Below are 17,641 nucleotides of genomic sequence, written 5' to 3'. Positions count from 1 at the left end.
AAGCCCACGCGAACCGCGGGCTTGGGCGATGGCAGACGAACGGTCTGCCATAACTAATTACGTATTCCACCTTTACCTCTCAGATTCCGAACTATCCTTAGCCTCAGGCCATCCAAAACAGGGGAGAGCCGGTACACCGGCGCGCGGGTCATCGGGAGTCAGCTTCCAGGAGTCGATAGTCCTGGAAGCATTCTGGGGGGTAAAACGGCAACTGGGTTCCCAGCGGCTGTCCAGCATCGACTGATTGATCCGACACCGGCTCCACGTATCGAGCGAGGTGACGTCATGAGTATTTTTAGCCACTTCCAGCAACGTTTCGAGTCCACGCGGCAGGAGGAGTACTCGCTGCAGGAATACCTCGAACTCTGCAAGCAGGACCGCAGTGCCTACGCATCGGCCGCGGAGCGTCTGTTGCTGGCCATTGGAGAACCGGAACTGCTGGATACCTCGACCAACTCGAGGCTCTCGCGGATATTTTCCAACAAGGTGATCCGCCGCTACCCGGCCTTTGCCGACTTCCACGGGATGGAGGAATGCATCGAGCAGATCGTGTCCTACTTCCGCCATGCCGCCCAGGGCCTGGAGGAGAAGAAACAAATCCTCTACCTGCTCGGCCCCGTCGGCGGCGGTAAATCATCACTGGCCGAGAAGCTCAAGCAACTGATTGAGAAAGTGCCCTTTTATGCCATCAAGGGGTCGCCGGTGTTCGAGTCCCCGCTGGGGCTGTTCAACGCCACCGAAGATGGCGCCATTCTCGAGGAAGATTTCGGCATTCCGCGCCGCTACCTCAACACCATCATGTCGCCATGGGCCACCAAGCGCCTGGCAGAGTTCGGCGGTGACATCAGCCAGTTCCGGGTGGTCAAGCTCTACCCATCGATCCTCAACCAGATTGCGGTCGCCAAGACCGAGCCTGGGGATGAAAACAACCAGGACATTTCCGCCCTGGTGGGCAAGGTCGATATCCGCAAGCTGGAGGAATTCCCACAGAACGACGCCGACGCCTACAGCTATTCTGGCGCGCTGTGCCGGGCCAACCAGGGCCTGATGGAATTCGTCGAAATGTTCAAGGCGCCCATCAAGGTGCTTCACCCGTTGCTGACCGCCACCCAGGAAGGTAACTACAACAGCACCGAGGGGTTGGGGGCGATTCCGTTCAGCGGCATCCTGCTGGCGCACTCCAACGAATCGGAATGGCACACCTTCCGCAACAACAAGAACAACGAAGCCTTCATCGACCGGATCTACATCGTCAAGGTGCCTTACTGCCTGCGGGTCACCGACGAGGTGAAGATCTACGACAAGCTGCTGTTCAACAGCTCGCTGTCCAAGGCCCATTGCGCGCCCGACACACTGAAGATGCTGGCCCAGTTCACCGTGCTGTCGCGCCTCAAGGAGCCGGAAAACTCCAACATCTATTCGAAGATGCGGGTCTACGACGGCGAAAATCTCAAGGACACCGATCCAAAGGCCAAGTCGATCCAGGAATACCGTGACAACGCGGGCGTGGACGAAGGGATGAACGGCCTCTCCACCCGTTTCGCGTTCAAGATCCTGTCCAAGGTCTTCAACTTCGATCCGCATGAAATCGCCGCCAACCCGGTCCACCTGCTGTATGTGCTTGAGCAACAGATCGAGCAGGAACAATTCCAGGCGGAAACCCGCGAGCGGTACCTGCGCTTCCTCAAGGAATACCTGGCGCCCCGCTACATCGAGTTCATCGGCAAGGAAATCCAGACCGCCTACCTGGAATCCTACAGCGAATATGGCCAGAACATCTTCGATCGCTACGTGCTGTACGCAGATTTCTGGATCCAGGACCAGGAATACCGCGATCCGGAAACCGGCGAGATCCTCAATCGCGTGGCGCTCAACGAGGAACTGGAAAAGATCGAGAAACCGGCGGGCATCAGCAATCCGAAGGATTTCCGCAACGAGATCGTCAACTTCGTCCTGCGCGCCCGGGCCAACAACAACGGCAAGAACCCTACGTGGCTCAGCTACGAGAAGCTGCGGGTGGTCATCGAGAAGAAAATGTTCTCCAACACCGAAGACCTGCTCCCCGTCATCAGCTTCAACGCCAAGGCCAGCAAGGAGGACCAGCAAAAACACAACGACTTCGTTACACGCATGGTCGAACGTGGCTACACCGACAAACAGGTACGACTGCTGTCCGAGTGGTACCTGCGGGTCCGGAAATCGCAGTAGTACAGCGACAAGCTACAAGCTATAAGCTGCAAGAGAAAAGCGCGTGAGCCTGCTTTTGCTCGCAGCTTGTAGCTCACGACTTGAAGCTCCCCCGGAGGGGCCTATGAGCTATGTGATCGACCGACGCCTCAATGGCAAGAACAAGAGCACGGTGAACCGCCAGCGTTTTTTGCGGCGCTACCGTGATCACATCAAGAAAGCCGTCGAAGAGGCGGTCAGCCGCCGCTCCATTACCGACATGGAACACGGCGAACAAATCAGCATTCCCGGTCGCGACATCGACGAGCCGGTGCTTCACCATGGCCGCGGCGGCAAGCAGACCGTCGTGCACCCTGGAAACAAGGAATTCACCAGCGGCGAGCACATCCCTCGCCCACCCGGTGGGGGCGGAGGCAAAGGCCCTGGCAAGGCTGGCAATTCCGGCGAAGGCATGGACGAGTTCGTGTTCCAGATTACCCAGGAGGAATTCCTTGAATTCATGTTCGAGGACCTGGAGTTGCCGAACCTGGTCAAACGCAACCTGACGGGCACAGACACCTTCAAGACCGTGCGGGCCGGTATCAGCAACGAGGGCAACCCCTCGCGCATCAACATCATCCGCACCCTGCGCTCAGCCCACGCCCGCCGCATCGCCCTGTCAGGTAGCAGCCGGGCGAAACTGCGCGAAGCCAAGGAAGAACTGGCCCGTCTCAAGCGCGAGGAACCCGATAACTTCGGCGACATTCAGGACCTGGAAGCGGAGATCGAGAAACTCAGCGCGCGCATCCACCGCGTGCCGTTCCTGGATACTTTCGACCTCAAGTACAACCTGCTGGTGAAGCAGCCAAACCCCAGTTCCAAGGCCGTGATGTTCTGCCTCATGGACGTATCCGGCTCCATGACCCAAGCGACCAAGGACATTGCCAAGCGCTTCTTCATCCTGTTGTACCTGTTCCTGAAGCGGAACTACGACAAGATCGACGTGGTGTTCATCCGTCACCACACCAGCGCCCGGGAGGTCGACGAAGAAGAATTTTTCTATTCCCGGGAAACCGGTGGCACCATTGTTTCCAGCGCCTTGAAGTTGATGCAGGAAATCATGGCCGCACGTTATCCAGCCAACGAATGGAATATCTATGCGGCGCAGGCGTCCGACGGGGATAACTGGAACGACGATTCGCCCATTTGCCGCGACATCCTGATCAACCAGATCATGCCGTTCGTCCAGTACTACACCTATGTGGAAATAACTCCACGCGAACATCAGGCCCTGTGGTACGAATACGAACGCATCGCCGAAGCCTTTTCCGACACGTTTGCCCAACAGCAACTGGTCTCGGCCGGGGATATCTACCCGGTCTTCCGTGAACTCTTCCAGCGCAGGTTAGTGACATGACCGCCAAAAAAGAGCAGAAGCGCCAGCCCATCTCCACCGGTTCCGAATGGACATTTGAACTGATCCAGGCCTACGACCGCGAAATCAGTCGTATCGCGGACCGTTATGCCTTGGACACCTACCCGAACCAGATTGAAGTGATCACCGCCGAGCAGATGATGGACGCCTATGCGTCGGTCGGCATGCCGCTGGGCTATCACCACTGGTCCTATGGCAAGCATTTTCTCAGTACGGAAAAATCCTATAGCCGAGGCCAGATGGGATTGGCCTACGAAATCGTGATCAACTCCGACCCGTGCATTGCCTACCTGATGGAAGAAAACACCATCTGCATGCAAGCCTTGGTGGTGGCGCATGCGTGCTATGGGCACAACAGTTTCTTCAAGGGCAACTACCTGTTCCGTACGTGGACCGATGCCAGCTCGATCATCGATTACCTGGTATTTGCCAAGCAGTACATCATGCAGTGCGAAGAGCGCCACGGCATCGACGCCGTGGAGGACTTGCTGGATTCCTGCCATGCCTTGATGAACTACGGCGTGGACCGCTACAAGCGCCCCTATCCGATTTCCGCTGAAGAAGAGCGGCGCAGGCAGAAGGACAGGGAAGAACATCTGCAGAAGCAGATCAACGACCTATGGCGGACCATCCCCAAGGGCGCGGACAAATACAGCGAGAAGGACAACGCGCGCTTCCCTGCCGAGCCCCAGGAAAACATCCTCTATTTCATCGAAAAGCATGCGCCGCTGCTGGAGCCTTGGCAGCGGGAAATCGTGCGGATCGTGCGCAAGATCGCCCAGTATTTCTATCCGCAGCGCCAGACTCAGGTCATGAACGAGGGTTGGGCGACGTTCTGGCACTACACACTGATGAACGACCTGTACGACGAGGGCCTGGTCACCGACGGCTTCATGATGGAGTTCCTCACATCCCATACCAGCGTGGTGTTCCAGCCCGGCTTCGACAGCCCCTATTACAGCGGCATCAACCCTTATGCGCTGGGCTTTGCGATGTACCGCGACATTCGGCGGATGTGTGAAAACCCAACCGAAGAGGATCGTCGCTGGTTTCCTGAGTTGGCCGGGTCGGATTGGTTGTCCACGATCAAATTCGCGATGAGCAGCTTCAAGGATGAGAGCTTCATCCTGCAGTACCTTTCGCCCAAGGTGATTCGCGACCTGAAGCTATTCAGCATCCTTGACGATGATCAGAAGGACGACCTGCTGGTACCCGCGATCCATGATGAAAGCGGTTATCGCATCATCCGTGAAACCCTGGCGGCGCAGTACAACCTGGGCAATCGCGAACCCAACGTACAGATCTACAGCATCGACCGCCGTGGGGATCGCTCGCTGACGCTCCGTCATCAACAGCACAATCGCAAGCCACTGGGCGATTCAACCGATGAAGTCCTCAAGCACCTGCATCGCCTCTGGGGATTCGATATCCACCTCGAAACCCTGCAAGGCGAACAGGTGATGAAAACCCATCATGTCCCCCCGCGAAATGAACAAGCCGAAGGAGACTACGGCCGCCTGGACTTGGCCGTCATACATCTTTGATAGCGTTTTCGCCTCCGGCGGTCCGGCGTAAAGGTTTATCCTGTCGGCCCAACGGAGGTTTTTTATGCAAATCTACAAAGTTGGCGGCGCCGTTCGCGACCGCCTGCTGGGGATTCCCGTCACCGACATCGATCGGGTCGTGGTGGGGGCCACCGCCGAGGAAATGCTCGCCAAGGGCTTCCGCCCCGTAGGGGCTGATTTCCCGGTATTTCTTGACCCGAAGACAGGCGAGGAATATGCCCTCGCCCGCACGGAACGAAAGAGCGGCAGGGGTTATGGTGGCTTCGTGTTCCATGCCAGCCCCGAGGTGACGCTCGAAGAAGACCTGATCCGCAGGGACCTGACAATCAACGCGATTGCCGAGGATGATCATGGCAATCTCATCGACCCCTATCATGGCCAGCGTGATATCGAAGCACGGATGCTGCGTCACGTTTCCATGGCTTTCGCCGAAGATCCCCTCAGGGTCCTGCGTGTTGCTCGTTTTGCCGCGCGCTATGCCCCGCTGGGCTTCAAGGTTGCAGACGAGACTCTCGAGCTGATGCGCCAACTCAGCGATTCAGGCGAGCTGGAAGCATTGACGGCAGAACGCAGCTGGAAAGAAATCTCACGCGCGCTGATGGAAAACCAGCCGCAGGTATTTATCCAAGTGCTTCGTGACTGTGATGCGCTCAAGATCCTGATGCCCGAAGTCGACGCATTGTTCGGCGTACCACAACCTGAAGCCCATCATCCCGAAATCGACACAGGCGCCCATACCCTGGGCGTGCTGGAACAGTCAGCACGGTTCAAGCAGCCGCTGTCGGTCCGTTGGGCTTGCCTGTTGCATGATTTGGGAAAAGGCCTGACGCCCGAGCATGAATGGCCACGCCACATCGCCCATGAACACACCGGGCTGAAACTGATCAAAGCGGTCAACGAGCGTTTCAAGGCGCCCCGCGACTGTCAGGAATTGGCGCTACTGGTGGGCCAATACCACACCCATGGTCATCGCGCGCTGGAACTCAAGGCATCCACTTTGCTTGAGCTGCTGCAGAGTTTCGATGTGTACCGGCGCCCCCAGCGCTTCGAGGAGTTCATCGCCGCATGCGAGATGGACGCACGCGGACGCAAGGGGCTTGAAGGGCGAAGTTATCCACAGGCCGATTATCTGCGGGGCGCTGCGTCAGCGGCCCGGGCAGTAGCGGTGCAACCGTTGCTGGAGAAAGGCTTCAAGGGACCGGAACTCGGTGAGGCGATCAAGCGTGAGCGCCTCAAGACACTGAAGGCTTACAAGGAAGCGGCGAGCTGACGACGTCGGCCGCCGCTTTACAGCAGATCCAACGGCGTAAGCTGCTTCCCTCGCCACTCGAATGCCACCGGCGCTAGCACCTGGTCGATCTGTGCTTCTTCCCACAACGTTGCAAAGCTCTTGCCCACGCCCGGATGAATCCGATCCGGCGCAATCAACGACAAAGGCCATAGCACAAAGGCATTCTTGAGGATTTCCGCGCGCGGAAGGATCAACCCATCGAAGTTGCCAACCTGTTCGCCATACAACAACACGTCGATATCCAACGGCAAACCCTTGCGGTCCGGCGCGTAACGACCATTGTCGGCCTCGATGAATTTGAGCCGGCGATCCAGCTCCATCAGCGGTAGGTCAGTGAAGGCCGACACGACAAAATTGAAGAACGGACCGCTCTTGATGCCTACCGGCTGGCTCTCGAACACGGCCGAGCAGCGCATATCGACCAAAAAACCGGCCAATGCCTCAAGCCCTGCGGACAAATGGGTTTCGCGCTCGATATTGCTGCCGAGCCCGAGGAAAACCTGTGTCAGCGACATCCGCGCTCGATCTCCACGCCAACCCCACTGGCAGCCGGAACGGCGCCAGGCTTGGTTACTTTCAGGCGCAGCCAGGTAATCTCGAACTCGTCCATGAGTTCCTTGGCCAAACGCTCTGCAAAGGTCTCGACCAGCTGGAACTGCGCCAGCTCTGCGAACGCCTGGATACGCGCCGAAACGCTGGCGTAATCGAGAGCCAGGGTAAGGTCGTCGCCCGCGGCAGCCGGGCGGTTGTCCCAGGCGAAGCTCAGGTCAAGCCGCAGACACTGTCGGATGCCTCGCTCCCAGTCGTAGGCACCGATTACCGTGTCGACTTCCAGGCCCTCGATAAACACTCTGTCCAAGCACTTTTCTCCGCAGCACGACAAGGGCGCAATGCGCCGTTAGAATCAGGGCGTCCTCGCCCGGAATGGTTAGCATGTTTTGGTTACTGGCGATCCTCGCCTACCTGCTCGGCTCACTGTCCTTCGCCATTTTGCTCAGCCGCCTGACCGGTCGCCCGGATCCGCGAATGAGTGGCTCGGGCAATGCCGGTGCCACCAACATGCTGCGCCTGGCCGGACGCAAACTCGCCATCCTGACCCTGCTTGGCGACCTCTGCAAAGGCCTTGTCCCGGTATTGATCGCCAGCCTTGCAGGGCTCTCGTTGCAGCAACAGGCCTGGATCGGCGTCTGCGCCGTCATCGGCCACCTGTTCCCGCTGTACTTTCGCTTTCGTGGCGGCAAGGGTGTCGCCACCGCCGCCGGCATGCTGCTGGGTCTTTATCCCCCTGCCGCCCTGCTGGCTGTCTGCGCCTGGCTGCTGACCTTCTACCTGACTCGGACCAGCTCCCTGGCCGCGCTGATCGCCACGCCGCTGACCCTGCCGTTGCTAGCCTGGCAGGAACCGGCGGCCCTGCTGCCAATGACCGCGCTGGTTGCACTGATCGTCTGGCGCCACCGGGGCAATCTACGCGACCTGTTCGCCGGGCGCGAACGGCATTTTTAAATGACGCTTCACAGCGGCGCCAACTGCTCCATGGGCCAGCGCGCCTGCACGCTGATCGCCAGGCTTTCCTGCTGGCCGGCCAGCAAACGTTGGCAACCAGCAAAGGCGATCATCGCGCCATTATCTGTGCAGAACTCCGGCCGGGCGTAGTAAACGTCGCCCTTCATGTCGCCGAGCATTTTTTCCAATGACAATCGCAAGGCTTTGTTGGCACTCACCCCGCCGGCGATGACCAAGCGCTTGAGCCCGGCCTGTTTCAAGGCGCGCTTGCACTTGATGGTCAAAGTCTCCACCACGGCTTGCTGGAATGCCAGGGAGATGTCGCAACGGGCTTGCTCACTGTCGTCCCCGGCGCTGACGCACTGCTGCCAGGTATTCAACGCGAAGGTTTTCAGGCCGCTGAAGCTGAAATCCAGGCCAGGCCGATCGCACATCGGACGAGGGAAGACGAAACGTCCTTCAACCCCTTGGGTTGCCAGCCGTGCGATTTCCGGTCCGCCCGGATAATTGAGGCCCATCATCTTCGCGGTTTTGTCGAAAGCTTCCCCGGCGGCATCATCGAGCGACTCCCCCATGAGGGCGTACTGACCGATTCCGTCCACGCGGACAAGCTGCGTATGACCACCCGACACCAACAAAGCGACGAACGGAAATTCCGGCGGTTGCGGTTCCAGCATTGGGGCCAGCAGGTGACCTTCCATGTGGTGCACGCCCAGGGCCGGAATGCCCCAGGCAAAGGCCAGCGCCTGGGCACAGGAAGCGCCAACCAGCAGCGCGCCGACCAGGCCCGGCCCGGCGGTATAGGCGATGGCATCGATCTCGGTCGGCACACAGCCGGCTTCGGCCAGGACCTGGCGGATCAAGGGCAGCATGCGCTTGACGTGGTCACGGGACGCAAGCTCGGGCACCACCCCGCCATAGGCGCGGTGCAGGTCGATTTGACTGAACAAAGCATCGGCCAGCAGGCCACGCTCGCTGTCGTAGAGAGCAACGCCGGTTTCGTCGCAGGATGTTTCTAATCCCAGTACTAGCATGGGTTTGCGCCTTGTAGAGGCTGAATTCGAAGGCGCGCATAATAGTCGCCGCGTTGTGCCCCGACCAGCGGTTTTCGATCAGAGGCTTTGCATTCCGAGCGTTGAGGGGTTAACATCCGCAACCCTTAAAAACCGACGTCTTCAAGTGCTCTTTTGCCGCGAGGATGTTGACCCCGGTAATGAATGAAGGTAGCTCTGGATGCCAGCCGTCAAAGTAAAAGAGAACGAACCCTTCGACGTAGCTCTGCGTCGTTTCAAGCGCTCCTGCGAAAAAGCCGGTGTTCTGGCTGAAGTTCGTAGCCGCGAATTCTACGAGAAGCCGACTTCCGAGCGTAAGCGCAAAGCAGCAGCCGCTGTTAAGCGTCACGCCAAGAAAGTTCAGCGCGAACAGCGCCGCGCCGTACGTCTGTACTAATACACAGACGTCCGTCGCAAGCTTCTTGCCAAGCCCGGCCCTCAAGCCGGGCTTATGGCATTTGCGGAAAACGCTTGATGCTTCACTGTCAAAGCCGCAGACGCGACCTAGACAACCCGCTTCACCGCGTCAGACCTGGCTCTTTTGCCAGCGGTGCACGTCTCTTCTGACGAGCCTTCCAAGGCTACTGACGAGCACACCCTGATTCCTCTAACGACGATCAGCCCAAGGCACCCGCTTGCGTGCCCGCTTGATGAGCTATCCGTGGCCAGACCGGCCGTTACCGGACTCAGCGCAACACATTCATACAGTCGAATACTGATAGTAATTAACGTCAGTGGATAATCGGCAGATACACTTCCCGACAGCAATGATGCAGACGACCCGGTCGAGCCACCTGTTTTTCGTGCCTCAGAACCAGGAACCGATGACGCCTGCTGATCTCGGGCCCTTTTTCGCGCAGTGATGATGAGAACGCCATGGCCGGGCTGATTCCCCAGAGCTTTATTGACGACCTCCTGAACCGCACCGACATCGTCGACGTGGTCAGCTCTCGCCTGCAAATGAAGAAAGCGGGCAAGAACTACACGGCCTGCTGCCCGTTTCACAAAGAAAAAACCCCGTCTTTCAGCGTCAGCCCTGACAAGCAGTTCTACTACTGCTTTGGCTGCGGCGCGGGCGGCAATGCCCTCGGCTTCATCATGGACCACGACAACCTGGACTTCCCCCAGGCTGTCGAAGAACTGGCCAAAGCCGCTGGCATGGAAATTCCTCGCGAGGAAAGCGGTCGGCAGCACAAGCCGCGCCAACCGACCGACTCGCCGCTTTATCCACTGCTGACCGCCGCGGCTGATTTTTATCGCCAGGCCCTGAAAAGCCATCCGGCCCGCAAGGCGGCGGTGGATTATCTCAAGGGCCGCGGCCTGACCGGCGAGATTGCCCGTGATTTCGGCCTCGGCTTCGCCCCGCCCGGCTGGGACAATCTGTACAAGCATTTAAGCAGCGACACACTGCAGCAGCGCGCGATGATCGATGCCGGCCTGCTGGTCGAGAATGCCGAGACCGGCAAGCGCTACGACCGCTTCCGTGACCGCGTGATGTTCCCGATCCGCGATACGCGCGGGCGAATCATCGCCTTTGGCGGTCGGGTACTGGGCGATGACAAACCTAAGTATCTGAACTCCCCGGAAACGCCGGTGTTCCATAAAGGCCAGGAGCTTTATGGCCTGTACGAAGCGCGCAAGAACAACCGCAACCTCGACGAGATCATTGTCGTCGAAGGCTACATGGACGTCATCGCCCTGGCCCAGCAAGGCTTGCGCAACGCCGTTGCAACCTTGGGCACGGCCACCAGCGAAGAACACATGAAGCGCCTGTTTCGCGTGGTGCCGAGCGTGCTGTTCTGCTTCGACGGAGACCAGGCCGGGCGCAATGCCGCCTGGCGTGCGCTGGAGGCAACGTTGCCATGTTTGCAGGACGGGCGACGCGCACGCTTTCTATTCCTGCCCGAGGGCGAAGACCCGGATACTCTGGTGCGCTCCGAAGGTACCGATGCATTTCGTGCACGGATCAACCAGCACGCGCAGCCGCTGGCCGATTATTTTTTCCAGCAACTGACCGAAGAAGCCGATCCGCGCTCCCTCGAAGGCAAGGCGCACATGGCCACCCTCGCAGCGCCGCTGATCGACAAGGTGCCGGGCGCCAACCTGCGCACGCTCATGCGTCAACGCCTGAGCGAAATCACCGGACTCAACAACGAAGCGATGAATCAACTGGCCCACAGCGCCCCTCAAGAGGCGCCGCCAGCCTATGACCCAGGCATTGATTACGACGCGATGCCGGATTTCGCCGACTATCATCAACCCCAGCAGGATTACGCCCCGCAGCAGGAATGGACGCCGAAAAAGAACGCCGGTGGCGGCAAGAAATGGGACAAGAAACCCTGGGACAAGAACGGCAAGCGCGGCGATCGCGACCAGCCACGTGCCCCGCGCGTGCCGGCCGCCGTCGAACCACCAACACTGGCCGCCTTGCGCACCTTGCTGCATCACCCGCAACTGGCCGGGAAAGTAGAGGACGCCGGGCACTTCGCCGCCGAGGACCACAGCAACACACAATTGCTGGTGGCACTCCTTGAAGCCGTGCAGAAGAACCCCAAGCTAAACTCATTCCAGTTGATCGCGCGGTGGCACGGCACCGAGCAAGGGCGCCTGTTGAAGGCGCTGGCCGAGAAGGAATGGCTGATAGAGGGAGACAACCTTGAACAACAGTTTTTCGACACCATTACTAGCTTGTCCGCCCGCCAACGCGAGCGAAACCTGGAACAACTTCTGCGCAAAGCTCGCCAGAGCGAGTTGACCAGCGAAGAGAAAAACCAATTGCGGGATTTACTCAGCCGCAATGTTTGCGCATCAAACCCGACCTCAACTGGCGCGTGAGGTCACAGCTCAGGTATAATCCTCGGCTTGTTTTTTGCCCGCCAAGACCTTCAGTGGATAGGGTGTTATGTCCGGAAAAGCGCAACAGCAGTCTCGTATCAAAGAGTTGATCCTATTGGGTCGTGAGCAGGGCTACCTGACTTACGCGGAGGTCAACGACCACCTGCCGGAGGATATTTCAGATCCGGAACAGGTGGAAGACATCATCCGCATGATCAACGACATGGGGATCAACGTATTCGAGGTTGCTCCAGATAAGGATGCCCTTATGCTGGCCGACGCCGATACCGACGAGGCGGCCGCTGAAGAAGCGGCCGCAGCGTTGGCAGCGGTCGAGACCGACATTGGTCGCACCACGGACCCCGTGCGCATGTACATGCGTGAAATGGGTACGGTAGAGCTCCTCACACGTGAAGGCGAGATCGAAATCGCCAAGCGTATTGAAGAAGGTATCCGCGAAGTGATGGGCGCGATCGCGCACTTCCCTGGCACGGTTGACCATATTCTCTCGGAGTACACCCGCGTCACCACCGAAGGTGGCCGCCTGTCCGACGTTCTGAGTGGCTACATCGACCCGGATGACGGCATTGCGCCGCCTGCCGCCGAAGTGCCGCCACCGATCGACTCGAAAGCCGCCAAGGCCGACGATGACACCGATGACGAAGACGCCGAAGCCAGCGACGAAGAAGAAGAAGCCGAAAGCGGTCCGGATCCCATCATCGCTGCCCAGCGCTTCGGCGCCGTGGCCGACCAGATGGAAATCACCCGCAAGGCGCTGAAGAAGCATGGTCGCAGCAACAAGCAGGCCATCGCCGAGCTGTTGGCGCTGGCCGAGCTGTTCATGCCGATCAAGCTGGTGCCCAAGCAGTTCGAAGGCCTGGTGGAGCGTGTTCGTAGCGCCCTGGATCGCCTGCGCCAGCAAGAACGCGCCATCATGCAGCTGTGCGTTCGTGATGCGCGCATGCCGCGTGCAGACTTCCTGCGCCAGTTCCCTGGCCACGAAGTCGACGAAAGCTGGACCGATGCATTGGCCAAAGGCAAGAGCAAGTACGCCGAAGCCATTGCCCGCCTGCAACCGGACATCGTTCGTTGCCAGCAGAAGCTGAGCGCGCTGGAGGCCGAGACTGGCCTGAGCATCGCCGAGATCAAGGACATCAACCGTCGCATGTCGATCGGCGAGGCCAAGGCCCGTCGCGCGAAGAAAGAGATGGTCGAAGCGAACTTGCGTCTGGTGATCTCCATCGCCAAGAAGTACACCAACCGCGGCCTGCAATTCCTCGATCTGATCCAGGAAGGCAACATCGGCCTGATGAAGGCGGTGGATAAGTTCGAATACCGTCGCGGCTACAAGTTCTCGACTTATGCCACCTGGTGGATCCGTCAGGCGATCACTCGCTCGATCGCCGACCAGGCCCGCACCATCCGTATTCCGGTGCACATGATCGAGACCATCAACAAGCTCAACCGCATTTCCCGGCAGATGTTGCAGGAAATGGGTCGCGAACCGACGCCGGAAGAGCTGGGCGAACGCATGGAAATGCCTGAGGACAAGATCCGCAAGGTACTGAAGATCGCCAAAGAGCCGATCTCCATGGAGACCCCGATCGGTGATGACGAAGACTCCCATCTGGGTGACTTCATCGAAGACTCGACCATGCAGTCTCCAATCGATGTCGCCACTGTCGAGAGTCTCAAGGAAGCGACTCGCGAAGTACTCTCCGGCCTCACTGCCCGTGAAGCCAAGGTACTGCGCATGCGCTTCGGCATCGACATGAATACCGACCACACCCTTGAGGAAGTCGGCAAGCAGTTCGATGTAACCCGTGAGCGGATTCGTCAGATCGAAGCCAAGGCGTTGCGCAAACTGCGCCACCCGACGCGAAGCGAGCATCTGCGCTCCTTCCTCGACGAGTGACCTTCAAAACCCCCGGCCCTGCCGGGGGTTTTGCTATCTGCAGATAAAACGCCCTTCGTTGCCCCCCGGCCCTGTTGCCCGTCTACACTCGAAACATCCTCCCAAGCCATGACGAGACCGTGATGCCCAGACTGACGGCCGTGCTTTTGCTGTCACTGATGACCTGGACCGCGACGGCCGGCGCGTTGACGCTCACCGATGAAGAGCACCGCTGGCTCAAGGACCACCCCGACCTGCGCCTGGGCGTCGATGCCTCGTGGCCACCGTTCGAGTTTCGCGACGATCAGGGCCGCTACCAGGGCTTGGCCGCCGATTACGTGGAAATCATTCGCCGGCGACTGGCTGTCACGTTGACGCCCATTGAACCGGTGAGTTGGACCGTCGTGCTGGAACAGGTCGCACAGGGCAGGATCGATCTCCTGCCGGGCATCATGTCCACCCCTGAACGGCAGAACTACCTGGCTTTCACCCGCCCATACCTGGACTTTCCGATTGTCATCCTGGCCCATCACGGCGGCGCCCAGCCGCGCAATCTTGAAGACCTCTACGGTCTGAAAATCGCCGTTGTGGAGAACTATGCCCCCCACGAACTGTTGCGCAATCACCACCCCGACCTGAACCTGGTGGCACTGCCCAACGTCAGCTCAGCCTTGCAGGCGTTGGCAACCGATGAGGTGGATGCCGTCGTCGGCGACTTGGCGTCCAGCGTCTGGAGCTTGCGCCAACTCAAGCTCGACGGACTCTATGTCAGTGGCGAGACCCCTTATCGTTATCAGCTCGCGATGGCCGTCCCGCAGGAAAACAAGATTCTGGTGAGTATCCTGGACAAGGTCATGGCGGACATGTCCCCCGCCGAGGTCAGCGAAATCCAGGAAAAATGGATCGGCAACGTGCGCGACTATCGGCAGTTCTGGTCAGATTTGTTGCTGTACGGCCTGCCAGGGCTGCTTCTACTGGTGGGTATCCTGGCAGTGGTGATTCGCATCAACCGCCGCCTCAGCTCCGAGATAGCCAGGCGAGTCGACCTGGAGCAAGAGCTGCGCAGCAGCGAATACCACTATCGCGGACTGGTCGAAAGTCTATCGGCGATTGCCTGGGAAGCACGGGTCAGCGACTTCACCTACAGCTACGTCTCGCCCCACGCCGAAGAATTGCTCGGCTATCCGCTCAGCCATTGGCTCATCCCGGGGTTCTGGCGCAACATCATTCACCCGGCCGACCTCATCCGCGCGCAGACCTATTGCGACCACGAGGTGCTTGCCGGGCGCGACCATTGCATCGACTACCGGGTGATAACCGCCGACGGTCGCTGCCTGTGGGTACGGGACATCGTCAGCCTGATCGAACACGGCCATGAGCCATTGATGCGCGGGTTGATGATCGATATCAGTGAAGCCAAGCACACCGAGGAAGCGTTGCGCCTGTCCGAACAGAAGTTCGGATCGGTGTTTCGCCAGTGCCCGGACATTCTGGTCATCGCCCGGCTGCTGGACGGCTGCCTGCTGGAAGTCAACAAAGCCTTTGAAGAGCAGATCGGCCTGAGCGCCGACCAGGTGGTAGGCAAGAGCGCCACCGACCTGGATATATGGGGCATACAGGGTGTGGGCCCGAGCCTGTTGCAGCGTCTGCAAGCCGGAAGTATTCGCAACCTGGAGATGCCCTTTCGGCGCAGTAACGGCCAGGTCTTCACCGGGTTGATCTCCGCGGAACCGTTTGACCTCGACACCACCCCGGCGCTGGTCGTGGTGGTCCGTGATATCAGCCAGCTCAAGGAAACCCAGCAACAGTTGCAGACCTCCGAAGAGAAGTTTGCCAAGGCCTTCCACGCCTCGCCCGATGGCCTGCTACTGTCCCGGCAGAGCGATGGCTTGCTGATCGAGGTCAACGACGGTTTCAGCCGTATCACCGGTTTCAATAGCGCGCTTTCGGTGGACCGTTCGACGCTCGACCTGGGCATCTGGGTCAACCTCAACGAGCGCAAGCAGATGCTCGACCTGCTGCAACGGGACGGCTTCGTCAAGGATTTCAGCTGCCATATCCGCCGCAACGACGGGCAGATCCGACTCTGCGAGGTGTCCAGCCGTCCGCTGCCCATCGGCAACGAAGACTGCATGCTGACCATCGCCCGGGACATCACCGAACGCCACCTCATGCAGGAAAAACTGCAACAGGCCGCCACGGTCTTCGAAAGCACCGCCGAAGGCGTATTGATCACCGACACGCAGCAGCACATCAGCGCCGTGAACCGCGCCTTCACCGAGATCACCGGCTACAGCGAAACCGAAGCCTTGGGTCATACGCCCCGCTTGCTCGCGTCCGGCCTGCACGACAGCGCGTTTTACGCCGCAATGTGGCATCAACTGACGGCCGAAGGGCACTGGCAAGGCGAGATCTCCAACCGCCGCAAGAACGGCGAGCTCTACCCCAGCTGGTTGACGATCAGCGCCGTCCGCAACCGGGAACAACAGATCACGCACTTCGTCGCGGTGTTCGCTGACATCTCCAGCCTCAAGCACGCCCAGGCTCGCCTCGACTACCAGGCACACCACGACCCGCTGACCGGCCTGCCAAATCGCACCCTGTTCGAAAGCCGTCTGCTGACGGCCCTGAACAACCAGCAGGAAAACGGCGGCCAGGGCGCGGTCCTGTTTCTCGACCTGGACCGTTTCAAGCACATCAACGACAGCCTCGGGCACCCGGTCGGCGACCTGCTCCTCAAGGGCATCGCCGTGCGACTGCGAGAACAACTGCGCGATATCGACACGGTCGCGCGACTGGGCGGTGACGAATTCATCATCCTGCTGCCCGGCCTGCAACAGCCCAGCGATGCCGAGCACATCGCGCATAAACTCTTGAATTGCTTCGCCGCGCCATTCCAGGCCGGCGAACATGAGTTTTTCATCAGCGCCAGCATCGGCACCAGCCTGTATCCGCAAGACGGCGGCGATGTCGCCACGCTGGTCAAGAATGCCGATGCGGCGATGTACCGTTCCAAGGCTAAGGGTCGCAACCGGGTTGAAAGCTACACCCGCGATCTCACGGCCCAGGCCAGCGAACGCGTCGCCTTGGAACACGAACTGCGACGGGCCATTGAACGCAACGAGCTGTCGCTGTCCTTCCAGCCGAAAATCAGTCTCGCCGACAACCGGCTGGTGGGCGCCGAAGCGCTCATTCGCTGGACGCACCCGACCTTCGGTGACGTGCCGCCCGAACATTTCATCCCGTTGGCGGAAGAAAACGGCATGATCCTGCAGATCGGCGATTGGGTATTGGAAAGCGCATGCCGCCAGCTCTGCGAGTGGAACAGCAGCCATGAAAGCCTTGGCCCGCTGTCGGTCAACCTCGCGGGAGCCCAACTGCGCCAACCCAACCTGCTGGGCCGCATCGAACAACTGCTGCGGGAAAACCAGCTTGAGCCTGGCCTATTGCAACTGGAGATTACCGAAAACTTCATCATGAGCCAGGCCGAAGAGGCGCTCACGGTGCTCCATCAGCTGAAGAAACTCGGCGTGCAACTGGCCATCGACGACTTCGGCACCGGCTATTCCTCCCTGAGCTATCTCAAGCGACTGCCGCTGGACATCCTCAAGATCGACCAGTCATTTGTCCGCGGTCTGCCTGACGACCCCCACGATGCCGCCATTGTGCGAGCAATCATCGCCCTGGGGCGCAGCATGCAGTTCACCATCATCGCCGAAGGCGTCGAAACCCTGGCCCAACAGCAATTCCTCACCGAAGAAGGCTGCGAACAGATCCAGGGCTACATCGTCAGCCTGCCCCTCTGCGCCGAGGAATTCGCCGCAACGTTTCTGCGTATGACCGTATCGGATTTTTCGGATAGCACAGCCGAGAAACCGTCGCTATAATCCGCGGCCTACT

The 17,641-nt window shown here is 59.5% G+C and carries 12 protein-coding genes; 9 read left to right on the top strand and 3 right to left on the bottom strand.

What is annotated here, in order from left to right; all coding sequences use genetic code 11:
- The first annotated feature begins 285 nt into the window (after positions 1 to 285).
- From JMN22_RS18865 to JMN22_RS18850, 4 genes are all read left to right on the top strand, one after another.
- Positions 286 to 2,208, top strand: a complete 1,923-nt coding sequence (locus JMN22_RS18865; RefSeq protein WP_030139230.1) for a PrkA family serine protein kinase — start codon at positions 286 to 288, stop codon at positions 2,206 to 2,208.
- A 103-nt stretch (positions 2,209 to 2,311) separates the two neighbouring features.
- Positions 2,312 to 3,583, top strand: a complete 1,272-nt coding sequence (locus tag JMN22_RS18860; protein WP_030139231.1) for a YeaH/YhbH family protein — start codon at positions 2,312 to 2,314, stop codon at positions 3,581 to 3,583.
- Complete coding sequence (locus tag JMN22_RS18855) at positions 3,580 to 5,145, top strand: SpoVR family protein (protein WP_030139232.1); 1,566 nt, start codon at positions 3,580 to 3,582, stop codon at positions 5,143 to 5,145. Before JMN22_RS18860 ends, JMN22_RS18855 begins: the two co-directional genes overlap by 4 nt.
- A gap of 64 nt (positions 5,146 to 5,209) precedes the next feature.
- Positions 5,210 to 6,436, top strand: a complete 1,227-nt coding sequence (locus JMN22_RS18850; protein WP_198797833.1) for a multifunctional CCA addition/repair protein — start codon at positions 5,210 to 5,212, stop codon at positions 6,434 to 6,436.
- A 17-nt stretch (positions 6,437 to 6,453) separates the two neighbouring features.
- Here JMN22_RS18850 and folK read toward each other — a convergent pair whose 3' ends face one another.
- Positions 6,454 to 6,972, bottom strand: a complete 519-nt coding sequence (folK, locus tag JMN22_RS18845; RefSeq protein ID WP_030139234.1) for a 2-amino-4-hydroxy-6-hydroxymethyldihydropteridine diphosphokinase — start codon at positions 6,970 to 6,972, stop codon at positions 6,454 to 6,456.
- On the bottom strand, positions 6,963 to 7,316 hold the full coding sequence (gene folB / locus JMN22_RS18840; protein WP_030139235.1) for a dihydroneopterin aldolase: 354 nt from the start codon (positions 7,314 to 7,316) through the stop codon (positions 6,963 to 6,965). The genes folK and folB overlap by 10 nt, the downstream gene beginning before the upstream one ends.
- Positions 7,317 to 7,390: 74 nt before the next feature.
- On the opposite strand from folB, the gene plsY reads away from it, so the two are divergent.
- Positions 7,391 to 7,960, top strand: coding sequence for a glycerol-3-phosphate 1-O-acyltransferase PlsY (gene plsY, locus JMN22_RS18835; protein ID WP_003206189.1), 570 nt, complete (start codon positions 7,391 to 7,393; stop codon positions 7,958 to 7,960).
- 8 nt (positions 7,961 to 7,968) lie between these two features.
- Here plsY and tsaD read toward each other — a convergent pair whose 3' ends face one another.
- Positions 7,969 to 8,994 (bottom strand): tRNA (adenosine(37)-N6)-threonylcarbamoyltransferase complex transferase subunit TsaD, encoded by a 1,026-nt coding sequence (gene tsaD / locus JMN22_RS18830; protein WP_030139236.1) that lies wholly within the window; start codon positions 8,992 to 8,994, stop codon positions 7,969 to 7,971.
- A 199-nt stretch (positions 8,995 to 9,193) separates the two neighbouring features.
- Here tsaD and rpsU point away from each other — a divergent pair, with 199 nt between their 5' ends.
- The 4 genes from rpsU to JMN22_RS18810 all read left to right on the top strand — a co-directional run bounded on the left by rpsU (position 9,194) and on the right by JMN22_RS18810 (position 17,628).
- The gene (gene rpsU, locus JMN22_RS18825) at positions 9,194 to 9,409 is read left to right on the top strand and encodes a 30S ribosomal protein S21 (protein ID WP_002551877.1); all 216 of its coding nucleotides are present in this window, start codon (positions 9,194 to 9,196) and stop codon (positions 9,407 to 9,409) included.
- Positions 9,410 to 9,888: 479 nt separating this feature from the next.
- A complete protein-coding gene (gene dnaG, locus JMN22_RS18820; RefSeq protein WP_030139237.1) occupies positions 9,889 to 11,847 on the top strand; it encodes a DNA primase in 1,959 nt (652 codons plus the stop codon).
- A gap of 67 nt (positions 11,848 to 11,914) precedes the next feature.
- Positions 11,915 to 13,762 carry an RNA polymerase sigma factor RpoD gene (rpoD, locus tag JMN22_RS18815; RefSeq protein WP_198797834.1) on the top strand — a complete coding sequence of 616 codons (1,848 nt, stop codon included), beginning with the start codon at positions 11,915 to 11,917 and terminating at the stop codon, positions 13,760 to 13,762.
- A gap of 122 nt (positions 13,763 to 13,884) precedes the next feature.
- Positions 13,885 to 17,628, top strand: a complete 3,744-nt coding sequence (locus JMN22_RS18810) for a bifunctional diguanylate cyclase/phosphodiesterase (RefSeq protein ID WP_030139239.1) — start codon at positions 13,885 to 13,887, stop codon at positions 17,626 to 17,628.
- Positions 17,629 to 17,641: the final 13 nt, after the last annotated feature.

This window comes from Pseudomonas sp. HB05 (assembly GCF_016756915.1).
Taxonomy (GTDB): domain Bacteria; phylum Pseudomonadota; class Gammaproteobacteria; order Pseudomonadales; family Pseudomonadaceae; genus Aquipseudomonas; species Aquipseudomonas alvandae.
This window is presented reverse-complemented; position numbering and strand designations above follow the sequence as displayed.

Coding starts and splice junctions, on each gene's coding strand:
- dnaG (WP_030139237.1), top strand. CDS start 9,889: ATGGCCGGGCTGATTCCCCAGAGCTTTATTGACGACCTCCTGAACCGC.
- JMN22_RS18855 (WP_030139232.1), top strand. CDS start 3,580: ATGACCGCCAAAAAAGAGCAGAAGCGCCAGCCCATCTCCACCGGTTCC.
- rpoD (WP_198797834.1), top strand. CDS start 11,915: ATGTCCGGAAAAGCGCAACAGCAGTCTCGTATCAAAGAGTTGATCCTA.
- JMN22_RS18860 (WP_030139231.1), top strand. CDS start 2,312: ATGAGCTATGTGATCGACCGACGCCTCAATGGCAAGAACAAGAGCACG.
- JMN22_RS18810 (WP_030139239.1), top strand. CDS start 13,885: ATGCCCAGACTGACGGCCGTGCTTTTGCTGTCACTGATGACCTGGACC.
- rpsU (WP_002551877.1), top strand. CDS start 9,194: ATGCCAGCCGTCAAAGTAAAAGAGAACGAACCCTTCGACGTAGCTCTG.
- JMN22_RS18850 (WP_198797833.1), top strand. CDS start 5,210: ATGCAAATCTACAAAGTTGGCGGCGCCGTTCGCGACCGCCTGCTGGGG.
- tsaD (WP_030139236.1), bottom strand. CDS start 8,994: ATGCTAGTACTGGGATTAGAAACATCCTGCGACGAAACCGGCGTTGCT.
- folK (WP_030139234.1), bottom strand. CDS start 6,972: ATGTCGCTGACACAGGTTTTCCTCGGGCTCGGCAGCAATATCGAGCGC.
- plsY (WP_003206189.1), top strand. CDS start 7,391: ATGTTTTGGTTACTGGCGATCCTCGCCTACCTGCTCGGCTCACTGTCC.
- JMN22_RS18865 (WP_030139230.1), top strand. CDS start 286: ATGAGTATTTTTAGCCACTTCCAGCAACGTTTCGAGTCCACGCGGCAG.